We start from the raw sequence: 20,354 nt of genomic DNA on the forward strand, positions 1-20,354 counted from the left end.
GTCCGCAAGCCCTTGGATCGGCGTGAGCGCTACCCAGCCTGGCGGTTCCGCTACGCCCGGGCGACCCCGCACCGATTTCGACTGCTATAATGATTCTCGTTCTTCCCAACACCATCAATCGGCCTCCTCAGGTATGTTCACCTCGTCGAAGGTCCCGATAGGAGATCCCATGCTCCCCGTCTCCCACCATTTCCCCATTGCAGGCGTGAAACTGATTCTCTGCCAAGTGTTACTGGTCGCCCCCCTGGTCGGGCAAATCGAAATCACCTTGACCCCTTCCCGTGACAACACCCTCTACGAGTCGCCATCGGGTGACCTGAGCAACGGGGCCGGCGATCATTTCTTCGCCGGCACGACCAATGGCGGCCTGGTGCGGCGCGGCCTCGTGGCCTTCGATATCGCCGGCAACCTTCCTCCAGGCGCCCAAATTCAATCGGTTCAACTCCGGATGAACGTGTCCCGCACCGTTTCCGGCGCCGTCGACGTGGGCCTACACCGGGTGACCTCCGATTGGGGTCAGGGCGCTTCGGACGCGGACGGCGAAGAAGGTGGTGGCGCAACGCCCCAGGCCAACGACGCCACCTGGATTCACACCTTCTTCCCCAACCAGTTTTGGGACAACCCGGGTGGTGATTTCGCGCCCACCGCATCGTCCTCGATCGCGGTGAGCGGCAACGGCGAATATACCTGGGGTTCCAACCCTGCGTTGGTCGGGGACGTCCAGGCCTGGGTGGACGGCGGCGCACCCAATTTCGGTTGGGTCCTCGTGGGTGACGAGTCCACGAGCCGCACGGCCAAACGCTTCGATTCGGTGGAGAACCCAACCGCAGCCCAACGGCCGCAATTGACCATCGTGTACGATCTGCAGGCCCGCATCGGGCTGGCGCTCGACGCGGCGGTCACCGGTCTCGAAGAAGGTGCCTTCGGGGTCACCCTGGCATACCGGGTGGTGAACCGTGGCGATGCACCGCTGGAACAAATTCAGGTGCAGAACGACCTGGCTCAGGTCTTCGCCGGAGCCGACTTTTCGCTGTCGCAAGCGCCCCAGAGCACTCGCTTCTCGGTGAATCCCGGTTTCGACGGCGACCAGGATATCGACTTGTTGGACGGAACCGATGAGCTTCCCCCCGGGGAAGAGGGCTCGGTGGTGTTGGAACTGCGGGTCGAGCCGACGGGCACCCAAACCCTGTTTTCCAATTCGGCACAGGCTTCGGCCACTTCGTCGACGGGCACTTTCGTGTCCGACACCAGCCAGAACGGGACCGACGACGATCCCGACGGCAACGGCAACCCGGGCGACAACAGCGAGGCCACCCTGCTGGTGCTGGCGAATGGCGTCGTGCCGACCTTGGGGACCGCGGGCCTTCTGGCCCTGATCGGCGGATTGGTGGTGTTGGCCGTGCGTCAGCGGAAGGCTCGTCGCTGAATCCTCGGTTTCGCTCGGGCGGCGCGGGTTACGGAGGTCCGCTTTCGGAGGTCCGCTTTCGGAGATCCGCTTCCGGCTGCCCGCTTCCGGCGGGGCATCGGACCCATGCGGTGAACCCCGCCCGCCAACGCGCAAACGACAGACGCTCGGTGACCGCAGTCACATTTTCTCCTTCGGAGTGGGGGGATGCGGATCCCAGTTCCGTTACTGGGCCGCATCCTGAATTTCCCTTCCCAGGAGGAAACCCACATGTATCGTATCTTGCCGTTGTTTCTTGTCGCGATGATCGGTGCCGTGCCCGGTGTCGCATGGGCCCAAGGCGAGCCCGACCCCGTCCTGATGGTCGTCGCCAATCAAGACTTCTACTATCCCGATTATTCGTTGCCCCGCCAGGCGCTCGAAGCCGCTGGGCTGTCGATCGCGGTGGCCGCGCCGACCACGGATACGGCTTACCCACACGGTCCCAACGATCCGACGGTCACGCCCGACATCTCGCTGTTCGATGTGGATCCCGCCCAATACTCCGCCATTCTCTTCGTGGGGGGCTACGGCGCCTCCAGTTTTCAGTACGCCTTCCAAGGAACCTACCAAAATCCGCTCTACAATGGCGATGCCGCGCTGAGAAACCAGGTCAATCAGTTGATCGACGATTTCCACGACCAGGGCAAGAAAATCGGCGCCATCTGCTACGGCGTCACGGTTTTGGCGTGGGCCCGCATCGATGGGGTCAGCCCCCTCGATGGGCACGATGCGGTGGGTTACTTCGGCAACTCGCCGGGCTTCACCCTGGAGGGTGAATACTACGGGGTTCCGACCGCCTGGCACGTGGAAGCCAACGGCGGCAATTTCCTCCCGACCGGCTCCGTCGGTGACCCCACCACTTCCCAGGACGACGTCCTCGTGCTGGACGACTCTTTCGTGCTCGGCGAGAGCTTCAATTGCGGCACCTACTTCGGCGAGGTCTTCGCCGCCGAAATTCAGGATTGGTTTGCCAACCTGCCGGATCCGTCCCTTCCCGTCCTCATGGTCCTGGCCAACACGCATTTCTACTACCGAGAGTACAGCGAGACCCGCATCGGGTTGGAAGCCGAAGGTCGCGAGGTCGTGGTCGCCGCAGGCCAACAGGCCTGGTGTTCGCCGCACGCCAACAGCGGTCAAGGCGCCGAGAGCGGCATGGTCTGGCCCGATCTGGCCCTGGCCGATGTCGTGGCCGACGACTACGCCGCCATCACCTTCGTGGGTGGTTGGGGTTCCTCGCACTACCAATACGAATTCCCCGGCTCCTACAACCACCTCTACTACGGCGACGACAGCCACCGCGACCTGGTCAACCAACTCGTCAACGATTTCGTGGCCCAGGACAAATACGTCACCGCCATTTGCTTCGGCGTGACCGTGCTCGCTTGGGCTCGGGTGAACGGAGTGAGCGTCTTGGATGGCAAGACGGTCGCCAGCTACCCGTGGGGATCGCCTTCCTGCGAAATCGACGGTGTCTCCTACGGCGGCAACGTCGTGCCCACCAGTTGGCACATGGAGCAAAACGGCGCGATCCAGCTCCCGGCGCAGTCCATCGGAGACCCGACCACGGCGGCGGACGACGTCTTCATCGACCTGAGCAACGGAATCCGAGTCATCACGGCACAGGATTACGACAGCGCGCTCCAGTTCGGACACACCCTCGGCCAGGAGCTCAATGCCGAATAACGGCCCTGTCTCGCTCGACGCATCCACCGAAGCGTCGGGCGGGATTGGGACAGTCCCCGTCGATACGCGTCTGAAAAGCTTGGCCCTGCTCCGATGTTTCCGGGGTGGGGCCGATCTTTCCTTGGTGCCATCGGTTGGTGTGGCTTCCGGCCCGTCGACTCAGAAGAAAAGGGCGATCCCGCCGATGGCGGCGAGCACGCCCAGGACGGCGCGCAGGGACACGCGTTCCCCTTGAATCATGGCCAGGGGGATGCCGAAGAGGGGACTGGTCACCAACAGTGTTTGGGCGATGCCCGCACTGGTCGTTTTCAGCGAGATCTGTTGCAGCCACAAACAGAGAAAGGTACCGATGAAGGTGGCGAACACCAGGATCAGCCAGGGGCGACGAACATCGGTCCGTTTGGCGGCCACCTGTGCCTTGGGCTTGCCCCGCCACCAGATCAGCAAGGGCATGAAGGCGATGCCGGCCACGAGGCGCAGGCCGGCGCTGCCCAGCGCGCCGATATCCGTCTTGGCGAACGCTGCCGAAGACAACACCGCACCGCCCGCCTGGCAGGCCGCGGCCAGGAACCCGAAGATCGCGCCGTGAAACACCAGGCTCCGGTCCTCCACGGAGGCTTCCGGCGTGCGTTCGCTGATGACCCAGGCCACCCCCACCATGGTGATGGCCATGCCCAGCCAGGCGCGCCAGCTCAGCGCATCCTTCAAAAACAGGAAGGACAACACGGCCGCGATCGGCGGGGCCAGGGTCTCCATCAGCAGGGCGCGCCGGGGACCCAGGCGATTCAACGCCTCGAAATAGGCCGTGTCCCCCAGGCCGATGCCCAGGATCCCGCTGGCCAACAGGAGGAAGACCGCCAGTCCCGAAAAGCCCTGCATGGATTCGTTGCTGAAGGGCAGGGCGACGCCCACCAACACCAGGGCGATCAGTCCCTTGAGCAGATTGAGTCGAATCGGTGGAAAGTGACCGCCGATCTTGGCGTAGTAAAGGGTCGCGATGGCCCAGAGAAAGGCCGCGGCAAGCGCGGCGACCTCACCGATCGACTGCTGGAAGATGGAAACCATGAGTAGAGCCCTGGATGGATTGTGGCGCGGAATGCATCGCGCGAGGCGACAGAGGGGCCTGGCCAGCCAACCCTAGCACACTCTGGGGGGGGCGATCATCGCCCCGATTCATTCATAGACAGCGGTGCCGAGGGCAACGGGATCCATAGGTGGTGCGGCCCGTTCGTGCGTTCCATCATCGGTCGATGTCCCTACCTGTCCCGACCGATGGTGTCGGCGAACTCGGGCTTTTAGAAAATCGTAGAATAGACTGAATACACACCGTAAAAATTATTCAATCGAGAATTATGTCAAACTTTGTTACTTTAAAAACAATTTGGGCCTTCTCGGTAATACCGATTACAATCAAACTCGCTGCATCCGCTGTCGCTTTCCGAACGTTACCCGATGATATCTTTCATTGCCAACTCCTTGAAAGAACGGAACCTAGCCTTGCCCATCAACATTCATCCCGCTCTTTTTCAACCTTAATGGATTTTATGCCGAACATGTTGCTAGATACTTCGAAAAAAGAGAACCCCCATACCCGCTCGCAAAAACTGTCTTGAACACGAATGCCGCGTCCTCGTTTCCGAAAAATGCCTTTGCCACAAACCGAGAGGGGATCTTTACCATTTGGCCCATGTATCCCATTCTCTTTTTCGAGGAACCCTAGTTGGTGAGATTCGCCACAGAAGAGTCGGTAGGTCCGATGTCTCGCGTCCGCGTATCCGGGTGGAATGCGTGCCCAAACCCGTCGGTCGTGAAACTCGGATCGCCGCGGTTTCGAATGTGACCTTAGGAAAAACCCCATGACCACCCTGGACCACCCAAAAAATTTCGCTTCCCTCGATTGGACTCCGCGCGCCGTGAAAGTGGTGTCCGAAGAGGCCTGGGACGGCCAGACGTTCGGTCGAATCAGCCAGATCGGCCCCTACCGGGTGACGCGGGAATTGGGGCAGGGAGGAACCGGCCTGGTCTTGCTGGCGACGCGCGATGACGATACGCGCAAGCAGGTCGCGATCAAGGTCCTGAAACGCGGCATGGATACGGTCGACATTCTGCGGCGCTTCTACCAGGAGCGAAAAATATTGGCGGCCTTGAGCCATACCAACATCGCGCAATTGTACGACGCGGGGACCACCGATTCGGGCCTGCCCTTTTTCGTGATGGAGTACGTCGACGGCGTCCCGATCGATCAATACGCCGATCGCCAGGGACTTTCGGTCGGCGACCGGCTCAAGCTATTTCAAAAGGTGTGTGGCGCCGTGAGTTTCGCCCACCAGAACCTGGTCATTCACCGCGACCTGAAACCGGCCAACATCCTGGTGACCAGCGATGGCGAACCCAAATTGCTCGATTTCGGCATTTCCGGGCTGCTGGATCCGGAAACGATGACGCCCAAAACGGCCACGGTGCTGGACGAACGGATGCTCACCCTCGAGTACGCCAGCCCGGAGCAATTGCGCGGCGAGCGGCTGGGCACGGGCAGCGACGTGTATTCGCTCGGCGTGATTCTCTATCAGCTCCTGACCGGCAACCGCCCTTTCTATTTCCCCGGACGCGATCCCATGGAAGCCGAATCGCGGATCGCCAAAACGCGGCCGCTCAAACCGAGCGACGCGGTGCAGCGGCGCCTGATTATCCAAACCGGCAAGACCCAGGCAAAAAGAGGGTGGCGCTTCTGGCAGCGAAGCAACACGGCGCGCCTCAATCGCGGTCTCGTCAGCGACGTGGACAACATCGTCCTCAAGACGCTGGCCTACGAACCGCGGGACCGCTATCCGTCGGTGGAACACCTCACGGCCGACATCCGCCGTTACTTTTTGGGTTTGCCGATTCACGCCCGGCCCTTGAGCATGTCCTACCGGCTCGCCAAGTTTTGGTCGCGCAACCGCTGGACCTTCGTGACCGTGGGTCTGTTCTGTGGCCTCCTGATCGGTTTCTCGGCCTTCGCGCTCCACCTGGCCCGTCAAACGGAGGAGGAACGCGACACGGCCGAAGAGGTCGTCAACTTCATGGTCGAGTTGTTCAGCATCAACGATCCCGACCTCGCTCGGGGACAGACGGTCACGGCCAAGGAATTGTTGGACAAGGGGGCCGAACGCATCGCCAACGATTTGAAGGACCAGCCACGGGCGCGCGCCAACCTGCTCTCGGCCATGGGCAGGGCCTATGCCGGACTCGGTTTGTATCATGAAGCCCAGCCCCTCCTGGAAATTGCCTTGGAAGATCGCCGCAAGGCCTTCGGATTGGACAGCCTGGAGCTTGCGCGCGCCTATTACGACGTCGGCAACGCCTACTTCGACACCAGGATGTACGACAGCGTTTTGCCCTACTACACCGAGGCGTTGCGCATTTTCACCCAACGCCTCGGCCCGGATCACGACCAGGTCCTGGAGGTGCGGAACCAGATCGGGTACCTGTATCAGTGCCTGGGCAATTACGATCTGGCCGAGCAATATTATCGCGATGTGTACGAGATCCGTTCGAGGGTGCTCGGGGACGATCATCCCAGCTTCTTCCACAGCCTCAACGCCTTGGGCATCATCTACATGGTGAGCAACAAGAACGAGGAGGCCTTGGACGCCTTCTCCCGCGTGCTGGAACACAATCGCAAGGAGTACGGCCCCCTGGCCCGCAACACGATCGCGGTCACCGGAAACCTGGCACTGACCTACTACCAGATCGGCCAGTACGACAAAGCCATCTCGCTGTACCGGCGCCAGTTGGAGGGGAGCCGAAAAATCTATGACAACAACCATCCCTACCTGAGCGCCGCCCTGCAATTCTTGGGGAACGCCCTGCGCGCCAACGGCGAATACGAGGAAGCCCAGCAACTGCTGGAAGAGTCCGTGGAGGTTTTGAAACGGACCATGGCATCCAACGAGCCGAGTTTCGCTACGGCCAACCGGATCCTGGGCCGCCTCCATCACGATCGCGGCAACTGGGAGAAGGCTGAGAATCTCTATCGCGAGGCCCTTTCCGTTGCGCTGAACTCTTATGGTGAAGGGCATTACCTCGTGGCGCGGGTGCAGATGAACCTGGGTGAGCTTCTGTTGGACCAAGGCCATCCCGACCAGGCCGAACACATCCTGCGCCAGGCGCTGGCCTCGTTTCAGTCGCAATTTTCCGACAACTATTTTCGCACCGCCAACACCCGCAGTGTGCTGGGCGCCAGCCTGGCCGCCCAAGGTCGCCTGAAGGAGGCCGGCCCGCTGTTGAAGGACAGCTATGAACGCTTGCGCGAAGTGAACGGCGAAGGCGAGTTCACCCGCAAAGCGCGTGTTCGCCTGCAGATTTTCGAATCCCAATTGGAAGAAGCGCCCAACAAAATGTGACGCGCCATGACACCGGTTTTTTCCGATTCCGTCCTCGTTCCCCGCTAGAATAGGGAGCAAACGACCTACGTCCAGCCTACCGCCGTTTTTCTTCGGACCCATCGGAACTCCCCACCCGACCCACCTCGTACGATTGGTCCCGTGTCGGTAGGCTGTGCGTCACCAGTCGAGCGAGGAGCGTTTCGTGACAAACAAGAATATCAAGGTCAATGGAAAGACACACTCGGTGGAGGCGGATCCCAAGATGCCGCTGCTCTGGGTGTTGCGCGATCTGCTGGGGCTTACCGGAACCAAGTTCGGTTGCGGCGCGGCCCACTGCGGTGCGTGCACGGTGCATCTCGACGGCGTGGCCGTTCGATCCTGCGTACTGCCTCTGGAAGCCGTGGGCGACGGAACCATCACCACGATCGAAGGCTTGTCCGAAAAGGGCGACCATCCGTTGCAACGGGCCTGGATCGAACACAACGTGCCTCAATGCGGTTACTGTCAAGCCGGCCAGATCATGAGCGCGGCGGCTCTGCTGGCTTCCAGCCCCGAACCCAAAGACGAAGACATCGACACGGCCATGGCCGGCAACATCTGTCGATGCGGCACCTATCAGCGCATTCGTGCCGCCATCAAGACGGCTGCCAAGGAAACGGGGGCCAAACCATGAACGGCATCACCAAACTGAACCGACGTCAGTTTCTCCAGGCGGGTATCGGATCCGGTGCGGCCCTGGCCCTGGCGGTTTCGGCGCCTCCGGCCAAAGCGGCGCTGTTCGCACCGCCCGGAGAACCCAAACCGGCCTTCGCCCCCAACGCCTTCGTTTCGATCGGCCGCGACGGCCAGGTGACGATCACCGTGTCGCGATCCGAAATGGGCCAGGGCGTGCGTACCTCGATGGCGATGTTGGTGGCCGAGGAACTCGAGGTGACCTGGCAGCAGGTGCGCATCGAGCAGGCCACCGGCCATCCCAAATTCGGAAACCAGAACACCGATGGATCGCGCAGCGTGCGCACCCTGTTCCAACCGTTGCGCCAGGCGGGCGCGGCCGCACGCGAGATGCTGGAGCGGGCGGCCGCCAAGTCGTGGTCCTGTCCGCCAGAAGAATGCCGCGGCGCCGGTGGCGAGGTCCACCACAAGGACGGCAAGCGCCGTCTGGCCTACGCGAAACTGGCCGAAGCGGCCGCCGCCCTGGAATTGCCGGAGAATCCCAAACTCAAGAAGCACGCGGACTTCAAGATCATCGGCAAGGACATCAAGGGTGTCGACGTGCCGGACATCGTACACGGCAAGGCGCGCTACGGGCTCGACGTGACCGTACCCGGTATGGTCTACGCCTCGGTGGAACACGTGCCGGTGGTCGGTGCGACGATCGAATCGTTTTCTGCCGACGAGGCCAAGAAGGTTGCGGGCGTCCTGGACGTCATCAAACTGGATTCGGCCCAACCGCCGGTGGTCTTCAAGCCGCTCGGTGGCCTCGCCGTCGTCGCCGAGAACTCCTGGGCGGCGTTCAAGGGCCGCGAAAAACTCGAAGTGAAGTGGAACGCCGGACCGAACGGCGCCTTCGATACCGAAGCCTTTGCCAAGTCGATGTCCGAAACGGCCAAGAAACCGGGCCACGTCGTACGGACCGAGGGTGATGTGGACGCCGCCTTCGCCGCGGCGGACCAAATCGTGGAAGGGGAATACTACGTGCCCCTGTTGGCCCACGCCTCCATGGAGCCGCCCGTCGCCACCGCCTGGGTCAAAGCCGATTCCTGTGAGGTCTGGGCCCCGGTCCAGGCGCCGCAACGCACGCGCACCATGGTGGCCCAGATGCTCGGATTGGAAGAGGATCGCGTCACCGTCCACGTGACCCTGTTGGGCGGTGGATTCGGCCGCAAATCCAAACCCGATTTCGTTCTGGAGGCCGTCGCGGTTTCCAAGGCGGTGGGCAAACCGGTCAAGGTGACCTGGACCCGTGAGGACGACATCCGCCACGACTACTACCACAGCGACAGCGTCCAATACCTGAAAGCCGCCCTGGGCAAGGACGGCAAGCCGACGGCATGGCTGCACCGAACCGTGTTTCCCTCCATCGGCTCCACCTTCAGCCCGGAAGCCAAACACGGATCCGAGGGCGAACTCGGCCTGGGCTTCTCCAACAACCCCTATGCCGTCCCCAACGTGAAGCTCGAGGTCGGCGAAGCCGCCGCCCATGTGCGGATCGGCTGGCTGCGCGCGGTGTGCAATATCTTTCACGCGTTCGCCATCAACCGCTTCGTCGACAAATGTGCCGCGACGGCCAAGATCGACCCGCTGGCCTATCGCCTCGATCTGCTCGGCGAACCTCGGGACCTGGTGTTCAGCAAGGAAGAGGAAAGCAGTCCCTACAAGCTGAACACGGGACGCCTGAAGAAGGTGCTTCAGGTCGCCGCCGACAAGGCCGGCTGGGGCAAGTCCACGCCCAAGGGGCAGGGAAGGGGCATTGCCTGTCACTACAGCTTCCACAGCTACATCGCCCAGGTGGTGCATGTGGAAATGAAGAACGGCGATCCAATCGTTCGCCGGGTCGACGTGGCCGTCGACTGCGGCACGGTCGTCAATCCCGACAACGTGCGGGCCCAGATGGAGGGCGCGGTGGTGTTCGGCCTGACCCTCGCCCTCAACGGCATGATCAGCGCCCGCGAAGGCCGCGTGCTGCAAGGCAATTTCGACACCTATCCCATGCTGCGCATGCCGGAAATGCCGGAGGTTCAGGTTCACCTGATCGAGAGCGACGCCCTGCCGACCGGTATCGGCGAGCCTGGCGTGCCTCCGTTGGCACCCGCGCTGGCAGCCGCGATCGAAGCCGCCAGCGGCGTGGCCGTGGATCGACTCCCCGTGCGACCCGCCCGCGTGTGAGGACGCCATCATTCACAATCCAAGAGGTTCAGGATGCAACTATCCGAAGTGATGCAGGAGTTGGAAGGCTACGCCAATCCCAACACGAAGCGGATCTACACCAATCACGGTGCCCGCGAGCCGATTTTCGGCGTTCGGGTCGGTGACCTGAAAAAAATCGTCAAGAAAGTCAAAGCGGATCACGAGCTGAGCTTGCGCCTGTTCGAAACGGGCAACGTGGACGCCATGTATCTCGCGGGCTTGATCGCCGAACCGAAACGCATGACACCGGACCTGTTGCGGACCTGGGCCCGACAGGCCTACTGGTACATGGTTTCCGAGTACTCGGTCGCCGGCGTGGCGGCCGAGGGAAGCCACGGTTGGGAACTCGGTCTCGAATGGATCGAGGCTCCGGAGGATCACGTTTCTTCCTGTGGCTGGGCCACGCTTGGGGCGCTGCTCTCCCTGCGCCGCGACGAGGACCTCGACCTGACGGCGATCAGCGGACTGATGCGTCGTGTCGAGGAAACCATCGCCGAGGCTCCCAACCGAACCCGTTACACCATGAACAATTTCGTCATCTGCGTGGGCTGCTACGTCGCGCCCTTGTTGGACGAGGCCCGCGCCGTGGCGGCACGCATCGGCAAGGTCTCGGTGGACATGGGCGGCACGGCCTGCAAGGTGCCGTTCGCGCCGGACTACATCGAAAAAGTGGTGTCGATGGGGCGCGTCGGAAAAAAACGCAAAAAAGCGCGCTGCTGAACCGAACCCGAACGGTCGCCGGGCTCAGGTGGCATCCTGCCCGGCGACACTCGTGGTCTGGTTCGCCACCATGATCCCGACCGGCTCGAGTGCGCGAATCAATTCCTTGAGCGTGACGGGCTTGGGAATGTAGTCATCCATTCCGGCGGCGATACACCGGTCGCGATCGCCGCTCATCGCGTTGGCGGTCAGGGCCACGATGTGTTGGCGCGATTCCTTGGAGCGCTCGATTTCCCGCCAGCGGCGCGTCGCCTCGTAGCCGTCCATGATCGGCATCTGACAGTCCATCAGCACCGCCGAGAACACCTTGTCGTGCATTTTCTGAAGTGCTTCGCGGCCGTCCTTGGCGCGGCTGACCCGGCATCCCAGGCGTTCGAGCAGGTGGGCGGTGATGGTGAGGTTGACCACGTTGTCCTCGACCACCAGCACGCTGGGGCCGACGATGCGGCCGACCGTCGCGGCCTGGCCCGTTTGGGGCTCGGCCGAGTCGGCCACCGGGATCTCGGGCTCGTCCTCGAGGATCAACTCGATCAGGCGAATCGGGTCGATCGGTTTGGCGAGAACCAACCCCCACTCGGACTTCTGGGTGGGGACCTTCTGATCGCCGTGCAGAAACATCAGCCGGCTGGTGCCCAGGCCGGGATCGCGCACCATCAGGGTGTCCAGCCAGGAACCCAGGCGATCCTTGGGCACGTCGTCGGAGTCGATCAGGTAGTACGGACGCAGGATGGGGTCGCGATCGGCGAACTCCGGTCGTTCGGAACCTTTGTAGGCGTGCCAGGAGATCGAGGCCGCATCCAGGTAGGTGCCGATGATGGCCCGACGGTCCGGGTCGTCCATCCACAGGGCCACCTGGCAGTGAGACATGCTGGGAAGCTCGGCGCGATCGTGGTTGGGATCGCGTTCCATGTCCAAATCGAACCAGAACCGGGAACCCTCGCCAAGTTGGCTGGCCACTTCCAGGCGCCCGCCCATCATTTCCACCAATTGCACGGATATGGCGAGTCCCAATCCGGTTCCGCCGAACTTGCGCGTCGTCGAGGCGTCGACCTGGCTGAACTTGTCGAACACCTGCTCCAACCGTTCCTTGGGAATGCCGATGCCGGTGTCCATGACTTCGAAGTGATAACGCACCCGTTTGCGCCCGATGTCGATCGGGAGCACCGAAATGCGGACCGACCCCTCTTCCGTGAATTTGGCGGCGTTGCCGGCCAGATTCACCAGCACCTGCCTCAGACGACCTTCGTCCCCGACGACCCCGAGTGGGCACTCCGGAGGCAGGTCCACCAAAAGCGACACGCCCTTGGGTTGGGTGCGAACCTTGATCAATTCGGCCACCGACCAGATGGTTTTGGCCAAATCGAAGCCCTCCTCGGCCAGGTCCATCTTGCCGGCCTCGATTTTGGAAAGGTCCAGGATGTCGTTGATGATGTTCAGCAGGTGCTCCGAGCTTTGCTGGATGATGGCCACGAATCGCTCCTGGTCCTTGGTCAAATCCATTTCCATCAGGATCTCGGCACCGCCCAACACGCCGTTCATGGGGGTTCGGATCTCGTGGCTCATGTTGGCCAGGAACTCGCTTTTGGCGCGGTTGGCCGCTTCGGCCGCTTCCTTGGCGTGCAGGAGATCGCTTTCCATCATTTTGCGATCGGTGATGTCGCCGGCGACCATCAGGATCAGTTTGTCCTGGCGCAGCAGGGATGCGTTCCAGAGAATCCAACGGTAATTGCCGTCGCGGTGGCGCACCCGGTTCTCGAAGTCGTTCAAATCGTCACCGGCGTGAACCTGGCGCCATGCCCGTATCGTCTTCTTGCGGTCGTTCGGGTGGACCGCCGAAAGCAGGTGTTTGGGATTGAACCAGCTCGACGGCCGACCCAGGATTTGTTCGGCCGCGTCGTTCACTTCCCGAAAGGTGCCGTCCAGATCGCAAATGAACAGCATCTGCGGCGAATTCTGGAAGAACTTCACGCGTTCGCGCGAGAGCTGCTGCATGCGCAGGGCGTTGGAGCGAAATACCGAAAGCGAATCCAGCATGTCGCCGATCTCGTCGCGGTACTTGCGATTGGGCAATTCCACCGCGGTCGATCCCGCGGCGAGCATCGTCATGCTCTCGGTAACCTGCTGTACCGGTTTGAGCACGCGGTGGTAGATGGTGAACAGGAACACCAGCGACAAGATCGCCAACACCGCCGCCAATACGATGGCCGCGGTCAACTGCCGATCGGCCTTGGCCGCATCGCGAGTCAGCAATTGGCGAATGGGCTGGCTGAGCGCCCGCTCCACATCCGCGATCCCGGCCAGAGCGGCCGAAAGCTTTTCCATCCATTGGGACGTCGAGAGCGAGCTGGGCTCTTCGAGCAATGCGGCGGCGTAGATCCGGCGGCGATCGACTTCCATCTTGTCGAACTGGTCCAGCATGTTCGTTTTGGCGCGTTGGACCTCCTGGTTCCGCGAGAGCAGCCCCTTGCCCTCCAGGGATTCGAGCAGGGCGGTTCGATCGTGATCGGCCCATTCGCGGATCAGGGTCAGGCGATGGAGTTCGCGATGGCGGTCTTCCGCTCGCGCATTCATGATCCACATCAACAGCACGCCTTCCCGGACGGTGGTGTCGAACAGTTGGGCGGCGGCGTTCTTGGCCAGCAGGTTCTGGCGAATCAATTGTTGGCCGGAGTCGCGCGGTTGGACCAGTTCGGTGCGAATCATGCGGAGGTAGTGGAACAGTTTGCCGAACTGATCGAGCCACGTGGCCTGATGGATCCCGTCCCGCGCCAACAGTCCGGGACGTAGCGCGTGCAGCTCCATGTACGAATTGCGGAAACGGCGCACCAGGGCGACCACCTGCTGGTTGTCGTTGGTTCCCGCGACGCGGATGATTTCGTTCAAATCCCGAATGATATGCCGGTCGTTTTCGCGCTGGATCTTCATCAACTTCGGGATGATCTCGTGGCGTTCCTCACCCTCCGAGACCATGGTCAGCATGCCGACCGTCACTTCCCGTCCCAGGGCCTCGTCCATCTCGTGGACCACGTCGACGATTTCGCTCACCTGTTCGAAGTACAGGGCCTGTTGGCGCGCCTCGTTGCTCTGGCCGGCGAGCATGATCGAAAGCAAAATGACCAAGCTTCCCAGGGAACCGGTCACCATCAGCAGTAAGTAACGGACATTCAGCCGGAAGAAAGACCGGTTCAGGGCCATAACAGTTTCCTATGATCCGGGTTGGTGAGCATGAGATGCCGATTGACTGCTGTACGTGCCAGGCCAAAGCAGATGACGGGTTGTCGTGAAACAGGAACTTGCCCAGAAATGGAGACCCCAATCCGATAGCTATGGGTTATTAGGCTATTCTAACGGAAAAATGATAGTCGACAAAGATCTGGGAGGGGAAAAAAGCCACATGATAGCCCCGTCCTCTCAAAATCGCGAATTTCCCCGAGATGCTCAAAGGTACTGGGCTGCGAATTGAAAGGCGGCTTCAAAATCAATCCGGTTCCGCTTCATAATTTTCTTGTTGATCAGAATATCGATTCCGCTCTCCGTTTGGATGGACAGCACACAACCGTTGGCACGTACGCAACTGGGATCGGTACTCAGCGTGAGAAGGCCGTAGAGGGCGGCCCGTTCGGAAATCACGGTATAGAAGGGCTTCAAACCGTGCGTCAGGTAGAGCACCTGAATGTGTTTCAGGCTCTGGTTCAGGTTCGTGAGGGGAATGAGCAGGGGTTCGAGCTTTCCCTTGTCGCTTTGGGGCGCCGCATCGAGCAGTTCGGCCAAGCGTTCGGCTTCCTGGCTGGAAACCTTGTTCTCGGGATCGAACACAATCGCAAACGTCAGCGGTGATTTGGGTTTGATGCTGCGCACGTAATCGAGGGTGCGGATCAGGAGCCGCGCCTCGCGGGCACTGATCTCGCGGGGATCGGGCGGGCCCTCGCGGGGAGACAGGGCTCGCGTGTACGCCGGTGTGTCGGTCGATGCGTCCAGTGGAACCGGCGCCGCGTGAAGCGTCGCGAAGACAGCCAAAACCAAGATCGAGAAACCAGTCATAGACCCGCCCGGGAGCTCGAACATCGAGGAGCATACAGAAACGTGAAAGGGTGGCAGTTTCCGTATTTCAATCGATCGATGTCTCTATTTTACGATTTTTTATTTCGAATCTAAAGGGAAGGGGTGTGCTTTATGAAAAATAACAATATGTGTAATATGAAATAAATATACACCAATTCGTCGCTGAGGAAATACGGCTAAATGCGTTCCGACGATCCTGGCACGGGGCGACGTTCCGACCCAAAACGAAATCGCGGGCCAATTGGATCTGAAGGCAGGTGCCTCCCAAGGCGGCCTTCGCGGCAGCCGATCCGATTCGCCCGGTCGTGGACAACGCGCGAAACGCTCGCGATCAGCCCGTGGTTTCCTCGCGATCGATGTGGTGCTCGGTCCTGGGATCGATTTGTAGGTATCGACCCAGATAATGAACCCCGGCATAAAAGGGGAGTGTGTCCAAAAGCGCGACCGTCATCTTGAACAGGTAGCCCGACCCGATCAGCACCAACAGCTCCACAAATTTCTTTTCACCACGGAAAAAGGCACCGCCGAAGGTGATCATGATCACCATGGTGCTGTCCACCAGTTGGCTGACCAGGGTACTGCCGTTGTTGCGCAGCCAGAGGTGTTTGCCTTTGGTCAGTTTTTTCCAGAAGTGGAACAGGGCGACGTCGCAGAATTGGGCCGCCATGTAGGCGAACATCGAGGCCACCACCGCGCCGGCCGTACAGGCGTAGATGATGTAAAAGAGGGAACCGCTGCCTTCCAGGACGGCCCCGTTGGGTAGGGGCACCGGCTCGGTGAGGGAGAGCATCTGCCAGGGCGGTGGATTCCAGGATCCCTCGGGCAGCCACTCCGGCCGTGCGGCCTCGCTGATCGGCGGCAAGGCCTGCCCCAGCCAGACCGTACCGATGACCACCAGGTTCACGATCAGGCCGGTGAACACCAACCAGTTGGCGCGACGGCGACCGTAGAGTTCACTGATGAGATCGGTACAGAGGAAGGTGAGCGGGTAGGGGAGAACGCCGACGGCCAGTGCCAGGGGGCCGATGTGAATGAAGCGGGTGATGCCGATGATGTTCAGCATGGCCATCGACCCGAGGAAGATGCCGGCAAGCAGCAGGAAGACACGTTCGCGGCGTTCGTGGAGTTCGGCGGAGAGGTGGGGACGTTGAACGGGCGTGGTGGATGGCGACACGGTGATCGAGCTCCCAATCAGAAGATGGCACGACGATGTTGTCGGAAGTGTGTCAGCATCCTACCACGAGCCCGCCTTGTGACGGATTCGGTCGCCGCCGATCAACAAAAATTGTTGATCATCTCGTAGAGGTTGTCGGTCAGGTCGTCCAATTCTTCGGGAATGACCTCGAACCGAACCATGGATTCGTCCCGACCGAGCGCCTCGTCCATGAAGCCACGGAACCCACGGGCGCGACGGTCCACTTCCATGAGGACTTCCAGGGTTTCGCCTTCGCTGAAGAACACGATTTCCACTTCGTCGAGCCGCCCGCTGAACGGACCCCCGTGGGGTTTGAATTCGAATTCCTGGAGAAACGGCAGGCGGTTTTTCCAGTGGCTCGCCTCTTCGCAAGCGGCCTCGCGCAGCACGAAGCCCAATTCCTCGAGGGACCGGAACACGGCGCCCTGAAGGTCGTCCGGCTGGACGTGAATGTAGTCGCGGTCACCGGGGTCCACGGCCTTCTTGATGTCCAGGCCTGTTTGAATCCAGACTTTGGTGCTGCCCATGGTGAGCGGTGTGTCCAGCGGGAGTTCGAATTCGAACGGAATCTCTTCGATTTGGCCGGGCTCCACGCTCAGCGTTTCGGCCAGGCGGAACTTGTCGAGGACCGCCACCGCTTCGACCGTGGTTTCCTCGTCGTCGGGACCCTCGCGTTCTGCCAGATAGGTGCTGTGAATGGATAGGTAGATATCGTCGATTTGTTGGGCGACGCCGCCGCCCTTGATTTGTACCACTGCCTCGATCATTTCACCGGGCGCAAAGGTGTCGCCATCGAGAATGGTATCGACCTTGGCCGAACCGATTCCGATACTGGAAAAAACGCGCTTGAAAAAAGACATGTACCAACCTGCCTCGTGTCGTCAGTATTAGGGTCTTAGTTGTCGGGTGGATGAGTCATAACCGTGGGGACGGTTTCATTGTAGTCAATGTGATCGCTATGTTGGGCGCAATTTATCGGCCGTGGGTGTCGCGAAAGTCATCCTCCGAACTCGCCGAGGCAGGATTCCCGCAAAACGGTGAACCCGCTCGCTGGTTCCGAACTTGACATCCGGGTTAAAATAAAATGCCGTTACCGACAACGAAAACTGGGCGCCGAGCGATGGGGGGGAGGCAGTTTGACGCTAGCAACCAAAATCATGGTGGAGTCACAAATCAAGAGTAGAGGTGTGGTGGACCCTCTGGTTTTGGCTGCCATGGAACGCGTGCCGCGCGTGGAATTCGTTCTTGAGGAATACAAACAATTCGCCCATGCCGACTGCCCGCTGCCGATCGAGGCCGGCCAAACCATTTCCCAGCCCTACATGGTTGCGGCGATGACCGAGATGTTGCAGTTGGGCCCCGAGTCCCGCGTGCTCGAGATCGGGACGGGCTGTGGCTATCAATCGGCCGTCCTGGCCGAGATCGTGTCTCACCTGTACACCGTCGAGATCGTCCCGACCCTTGCCCAGAGCGCCAAGTCGACCCTCACCCGGCTGGGCTATCGCAACATCTCGTTCAAGGAGGGCGACGGGTACTACGGGTGGGCCGAGAACGCGCCTTTCGACGGCATCATCGTGACGGCGGCACCGACGGAGGTGCCCGCGCCGTTGATCGCCCAATTGCAGGTGGGTGGCAAGATGATCATCCCCGTCGGTCCCAATTCCGGGATTCAGTACCTGCACACCATCGAAAAGTTGGAGGACGGCGGCATTCGGCGGACCAACGCCATGGCGGTGCGGTTCGTGCCATTGACGGGCGATCACTGAGTGAACCGGTAGCCCGATCTTCGAGGTCGCCATCGAAGCCAGCCCAGCGAGGCGTTCCCGTATGATGAGAGCGGCGTCGGGCCAGTAGGTGGAACAGCTTGTTCCACCAATCGAAGCGACTCGAGCAGCGACAATCCATTGCGCCAAAGAGCGAAGCCGGTTTTCTCCCCCTACCGAACACCAGCAAGGCAGCAAAGTTCAAAGTCCCCGCATCTCGAGAGGGGCGAAATGCCAGTAGGTTGGCCCGCTGGGCCGACGCGTCGAAGCAACCCAAGCAACAGCAATCCATTGCGCCAAAGAGCGAAGCCGCCCTTTTCCCTCACGACCCCCATCGAAAGTCGTAAGGTCCAGGGTTCCCGCATCGTGAAAGCGGCGTCGGGCCAGTAGGTGGAACAGCTTGTTCCACCAATCGAAGCGACGTCCGTTTCGGTCAGGTATGGAGCCAAAGAGCGGAGCGATCCGTTCTCCCGTGCAGGTCAAAATAGGGATAGAAATCCTCTCGATCGTATCGGTACATCGCGCCGGAGGAGCTTCGGCTGGTTGAGCAAGCTGCTCAACCTACAGGCTTTACGAAACTTGGGAGCTTATGGGAGCCTCGTGCCGGTTGGCTCCGACGAGCTGCCGATCTTAGGGGAATGGATCCCCGACCCGAATTGGGACGACCCATCGTAGAGCGCGATCCGGGAATTCCCGCATCCTAAGATGGGCGTCGGGCCTGTAGGTGGAACAGCTTGTTCCACCAATCGAAGCGACGTCCGTTTCGGTCAGGTATGGAGCCAAAGAGCGGAGCGATCCATTCTGCCGAGGAGGTCGAAGCCGGGATAGAAATCCTCTCGATCGTATCGGTACATCGCGTCGGAGGGGCTTCGGTCAGGTATGGAGCCAAAGAGCGGAGCGATCCATTCTTCCGTGCAGGTCAAAGCCGAGATTGAAACCCTCTCGATCGTATCGATACATCGCGTCGGAGGGGCTTCGGCTGGTTGAGCAAGCTGCTCAACCTACAGGCTTTACGAAGCTTGGGGGCTTACGGGAACCTCGTGCCGGTTGGCTCCGACGAGCTGCCGATCTTAGGGGAATGGATCCCCGACCCGAATTGGGACGACCCATCGTAGAGCGCGATCCGGGAGTTCCCGCATCCTAAGATGGGCGTCGGGCCTGTAGGTGGAACAGCTTGTTCCACTAATCGAAGCGACGTCCGTTTCGGTCAGGTATGGAGCCAAAGAGCGAAGCGATCCGTTCTCCCGTGCAGGTCAAAGCCGAGATTGAAACCCTCTCGATCGAATCGGTACATCGCGTCGGAGGAGCTTCGGCTGGTTGAGCAAGCTGCTCAACCTACAGGCTTTACGGAGCTTGGGAGCTTGCGGGGACCTCGTGCCGGTTGGCTCCGACGAGCTGCCGATCTTAGGGGAACGGATCCCCGACCCGAATCGAGTCGACCCATCGTAGAGCGCGATCCGGGAATTCCCGCATCTCGAGAGAGCGGCGTCGGGCCTGTAGGTGGAACAGCTTGTTCCACCAATCGAAGCCACTCGGCTGCGAACAAACATAAATCCAAAGAGCGGAGCCTCTTCTTCCGTGGAAAGGCGCCAATTCGAAGCTGTGTCATTAGGAAGTTCCGGCATGTCGAGAGATTCGCTGTGCCAGGCCCGAACCCCGAAAGCGTGCCCATCCAGCCAATCCGCCCCTGTCAAGGACGAATGCTCCATCGCCGGATGGGCACTTCCCCGTTAATTGGGGCTGTGCAGGGCGACGCGATTGCCTTCGGTATCGACGAATTGCGCGATGAAACCGTGTTCGCCGATCGAGGTGCGCGGCAGGATGACCTGACCGCCGGCCTTGCCGATCTTCTCCAGGGTTTGATCCAGTTTGCCGTTGGCTCCGAAGTACACCAGGGCGCCGTCACCGCCCGGCTTGTGCTGCTCGGTTTCCACCAGAGCGCCGCCGGTGATGCTTTGGTCCGCGGGGAAAAAGGCCATGCGCATGTCCGGCCAATCCACCGGTTGCAACTCCAGGTCGAAGACCTCGCTGTAAAATTTCGAGGCGCGATCCAGATCTTCGGTGGGGATTTCGAACCAATTCAACAACTTCGTTTGAGACATGAGAAACCTCCGGAATATTCTAGCGAGTACCCATCCGGAAACGGCGCTTGAGCTACGTTCATGCCACTGTGGAAAAATGACTTGTGACATTTCGGGAACCATCGTAGG

General features: G+C 60.8%; 13 protein-coding genes. 7 read left to right on the forward strand and 6 right to left on the reverse strand.

The annotated features are described in order from the left end of the window. Positions 1-169: 169 nt before the first annotated feature. Together J3U87_RS26670 and J3U87_RS26675 are read left to right on the forward strand one after the other, a co-directional pair. Positions 170-1,426 carry a DNRLRE domain-containing protein gene (locus J3U87_RS26670; RefSeq protein WP_237378836.1) on the forward strand — a complete coding sequence of 419 codons (1,257 nt, stop codon included), beginning with the start codon at positions 170-172 and terminating at the stop codon, positions 1,424-1,426. 249 nt (positions 1,427-1,675) lie between these two features. Next, entirely contained in the window at positions 1,676-3,130 is a 1,455-nt protein-coding gene (locus J3U87_RS26675) for a hypothetical protein (protein WP_237378837.1), read from the forward strand. Between the two features lie 159 nt (positions 3,131-3,289). Here J3U87_RS26675 and J3U87_RS26680 read toward each other — a convergent pair whose 3' ends face one another. After that, positions 3,290-4,195 (reverse strand): DMT family transporter, encoded by a 906-nt coding sequence (locus J3U87_RS26680; protein ID WP_237378838.1) that lies wholly within the window; start codon positions 4,193-4,195, stop codon positions 3,290-3,292. A 791-nt stretch (positions 4,196-4,986) separates the two neighbouring features. On the opposite strand from J3U87_RS26680, the gene J3U87_RS26685 reads away from it, so the two are divergent. The 4 genes from J3U87_RS26685 to J3U87_RS26700 all read left to right on the forward strand — a co-directional run bounded on the left by J3U87_RS26685 (position 4,987) and on the right by J3U87_RS26700 (position 11,124). Next, entirely contained in the window at positions 4,987-7,515 is a 2,529-nt protein-coding gene (locus J3U87_RS26685) for a serine/threonine-protein kinase (protein WP_237378839.1), read from the forward strand. Positions 7,516-7,699: 184 nt separating this feature from the next. Further along, a complete protein-coding gene (locus J3U87_RS26690) occupies positions 7,700-8,170 on the forward strand; it encodes a (2Fe-2S)-binding protein (protein ID WP_237378840.1) in 471 nt (156 codons plus the stop codon). Then, entirely contained in the window at positions 8,167-10,383 is a 2,217-nt protein-coding gene (locus J3U87_RS26695; protein ID WP_237378841.1) for a molybdopterin cofactor-binding domain-containing protein, read from the forward strand. The genes J3U87_RS26690 and J3U87_RS26695 overlap by 4 nt, the downstream gene beginning before the upstream one ends. Before the next feature lie 33 nt (positions 10,384-10,416). After that, positions 10,417-11,124 (forward strand): DNA alkylation repair protein, encoded by a 708-nt coding sequence (locus J3U87_RS26700; RefSeq protein WP_237378842.1) that lies wholly within the window; start codon positions 10,417-10,419, stop codon positions 11,122-11,124. Between the two features lie 24 nt (positions 11,125-11,148). Here the strand turns inward: J3U87_RS26700 and J3U87_RS26705 are convergent, their stop codons facing one another. From J3U87_RS26705 to J3U87_RS26720, 4 genes are all read right to left on the reverse strand, one after another. Continuing rightward, a complete protein-coding gene (locus tag J3U87_RS26705) occupies positions 11,149-14,319 on the reverse strand; it encodes a hybrid sensor histidine kinase/response regulator (RefSeq protein WP_237378843.1) in 3,171 nt (1,056 codons plus the stop codon). Positions 14,320-14,562: 243 nt separating this feature from the next. After that, positions 14,563-15,165, reverse strand: coding sequence for a hypothetical protein (locus J3U87_RS26710; protein WP_237378844.1), 603 nt, complete (start codon positions 15,163-15,165; stop codon positions 14,563-14,565). 352 nt (positions 15,166-15,517) lie between these two features. Then, positions 15,518-16,366, reverse strand: a complete 849-nt coding sequence (locus J3U87_RS26715) for a queuosine precursor transporter (RefSeq protein WP_420038327.1) — start codon at positions 16,364-16,366, stop codon at positions 15,518-15,520. A gap of 95 nt (positions 16,367-16,461) precedes the next feature. Next, complete coding sequence (locus J3U87_RS26720; protein WP_237378846.1) at positions 16,462-17,241, reverse strand: sporulation protein; 780 nt, start codon at positions 17,239-17,241, stop codon at positions 16,462-16,464. 276 nt (positions 17,242-17,517) lie between these two features. Between J3U87_RS26720 and J3U87_RS26725 the strand changes: the two genes are divergently transcribed. Then, positions 17,518-18,147, forward strand: a complete 630-nt coding sequence (locus J3U87_RS26725) for a protein-L-isoaspartate(D-aspartate) O-methyltransferase (protein WP_237378847.1) — start codon at positions 17,518-17,520, stop codon at positions 18,145-18,147. A gap of 1,727 nt (positions 18,148-19,874) precedes the next feature. Here J3U87_RS26725 and J3U87_RS26730 read toward each other — a convergent pair. Further along, a complete protein-coding gene (locus J3U87_RS26730) occupies positions 19,875-20,246 on the reverse strand; it encodes a VOC family protein (protein ID WP_237378848.1) in 372 nt (123 codons plus the stop codon). Positions 20,247-20,354 lie beyond the last annotated feature (108 nt).

Source organism: Sulfidibacter corallicola (assembly GCF_017498545.1).
In the GTDB taxonomy this organism is placed as follows: Bacteria; Acidobacteriota; Holophagae; order Acanthopleuribacterales; family Acanthopleuribacteraceae; genus Sulfidibacter; species Sulfidibacter corallicola.

What these genes read in the sequence shown, in the direction of transcription:
- J3U87_RS26670 (WP_237378836.1), top strand. Translation starts at nt 170, where the DNA reads ATGCTCCCCGTCTCCCACCATTTCCCCATTGCAGGCGTGAAACTGATT.
- J3U87_RS26675 (WP_237378837.1), top strand. Translation starts at nt 1,676, where the DNA reads ATGTATCGTATCTTGCCGTTGTTTCTTGTCGCGATGATCGGTGCCGTG.
- J3U87_RS26680 (WP_237378838.1), bottom strand. Translation starts at nt 4,195, where the DNA reads ATGGTTTCCATCTTCCAGCAGTCGATCGGTGAGGTCGCCGCGCTTGCC.
- J3U87_RS26685 (WP_237378839.1), top strand. Translation starts at nt 4,987, where the DNA reads ATGACCACCCTGGACCACCCAAAAAATTTCGCTTCCCTCGATTGGACT.
- J3U87_RS26695 (WP_237378841.1), top strand. Translation starts at nt 8,167, where the DNA reads ATGAACGGCATCACCAAACTGAACCGACGTCAGTTTCTCCAGGCGGGT.
- J3U87_RS26700 (WP_237378842.1), top strand. Translation starts at nt 10,417, where the DNA reads ATGCAACTATCCGAAGTGATGCAGGAGTTGGAAGGCTACGCCAATCCC.
- J3U87_RS26705 (WP_237378843.1), bottom strand. Translation starts at nt 14,319, where the DNA reads ATGGCCCTGAACCGGTCTTTCTTCCGGCTGAATGTCCGTTACTTACTG.
- J3U87_RS26710 (WP_237378844.1), bottom strand. Translation starts at nt 15,165, where the DNA reads ATGACTGGTTTCTCGATCTTGGTTTTGGCTGTCTTCGCGACGCTTCAC.
- J3U87_RS26720 (WP_237378846.1), bottom strand. Translation starts at nt 17,241, where the DNA reads ATGTCTTTTTTCAAGCGCGTTTTTTCCAGTATCGGAATCGGTTCGGCC.
- J3U87_RS26730 (WP_237378848.1), bottom strand. Translation starts at nt 20,246, where the DNA reads ATGTCTCAAACGAAGTTGTTGAATTGGTTCGAAATCCCCACCGAAGAT.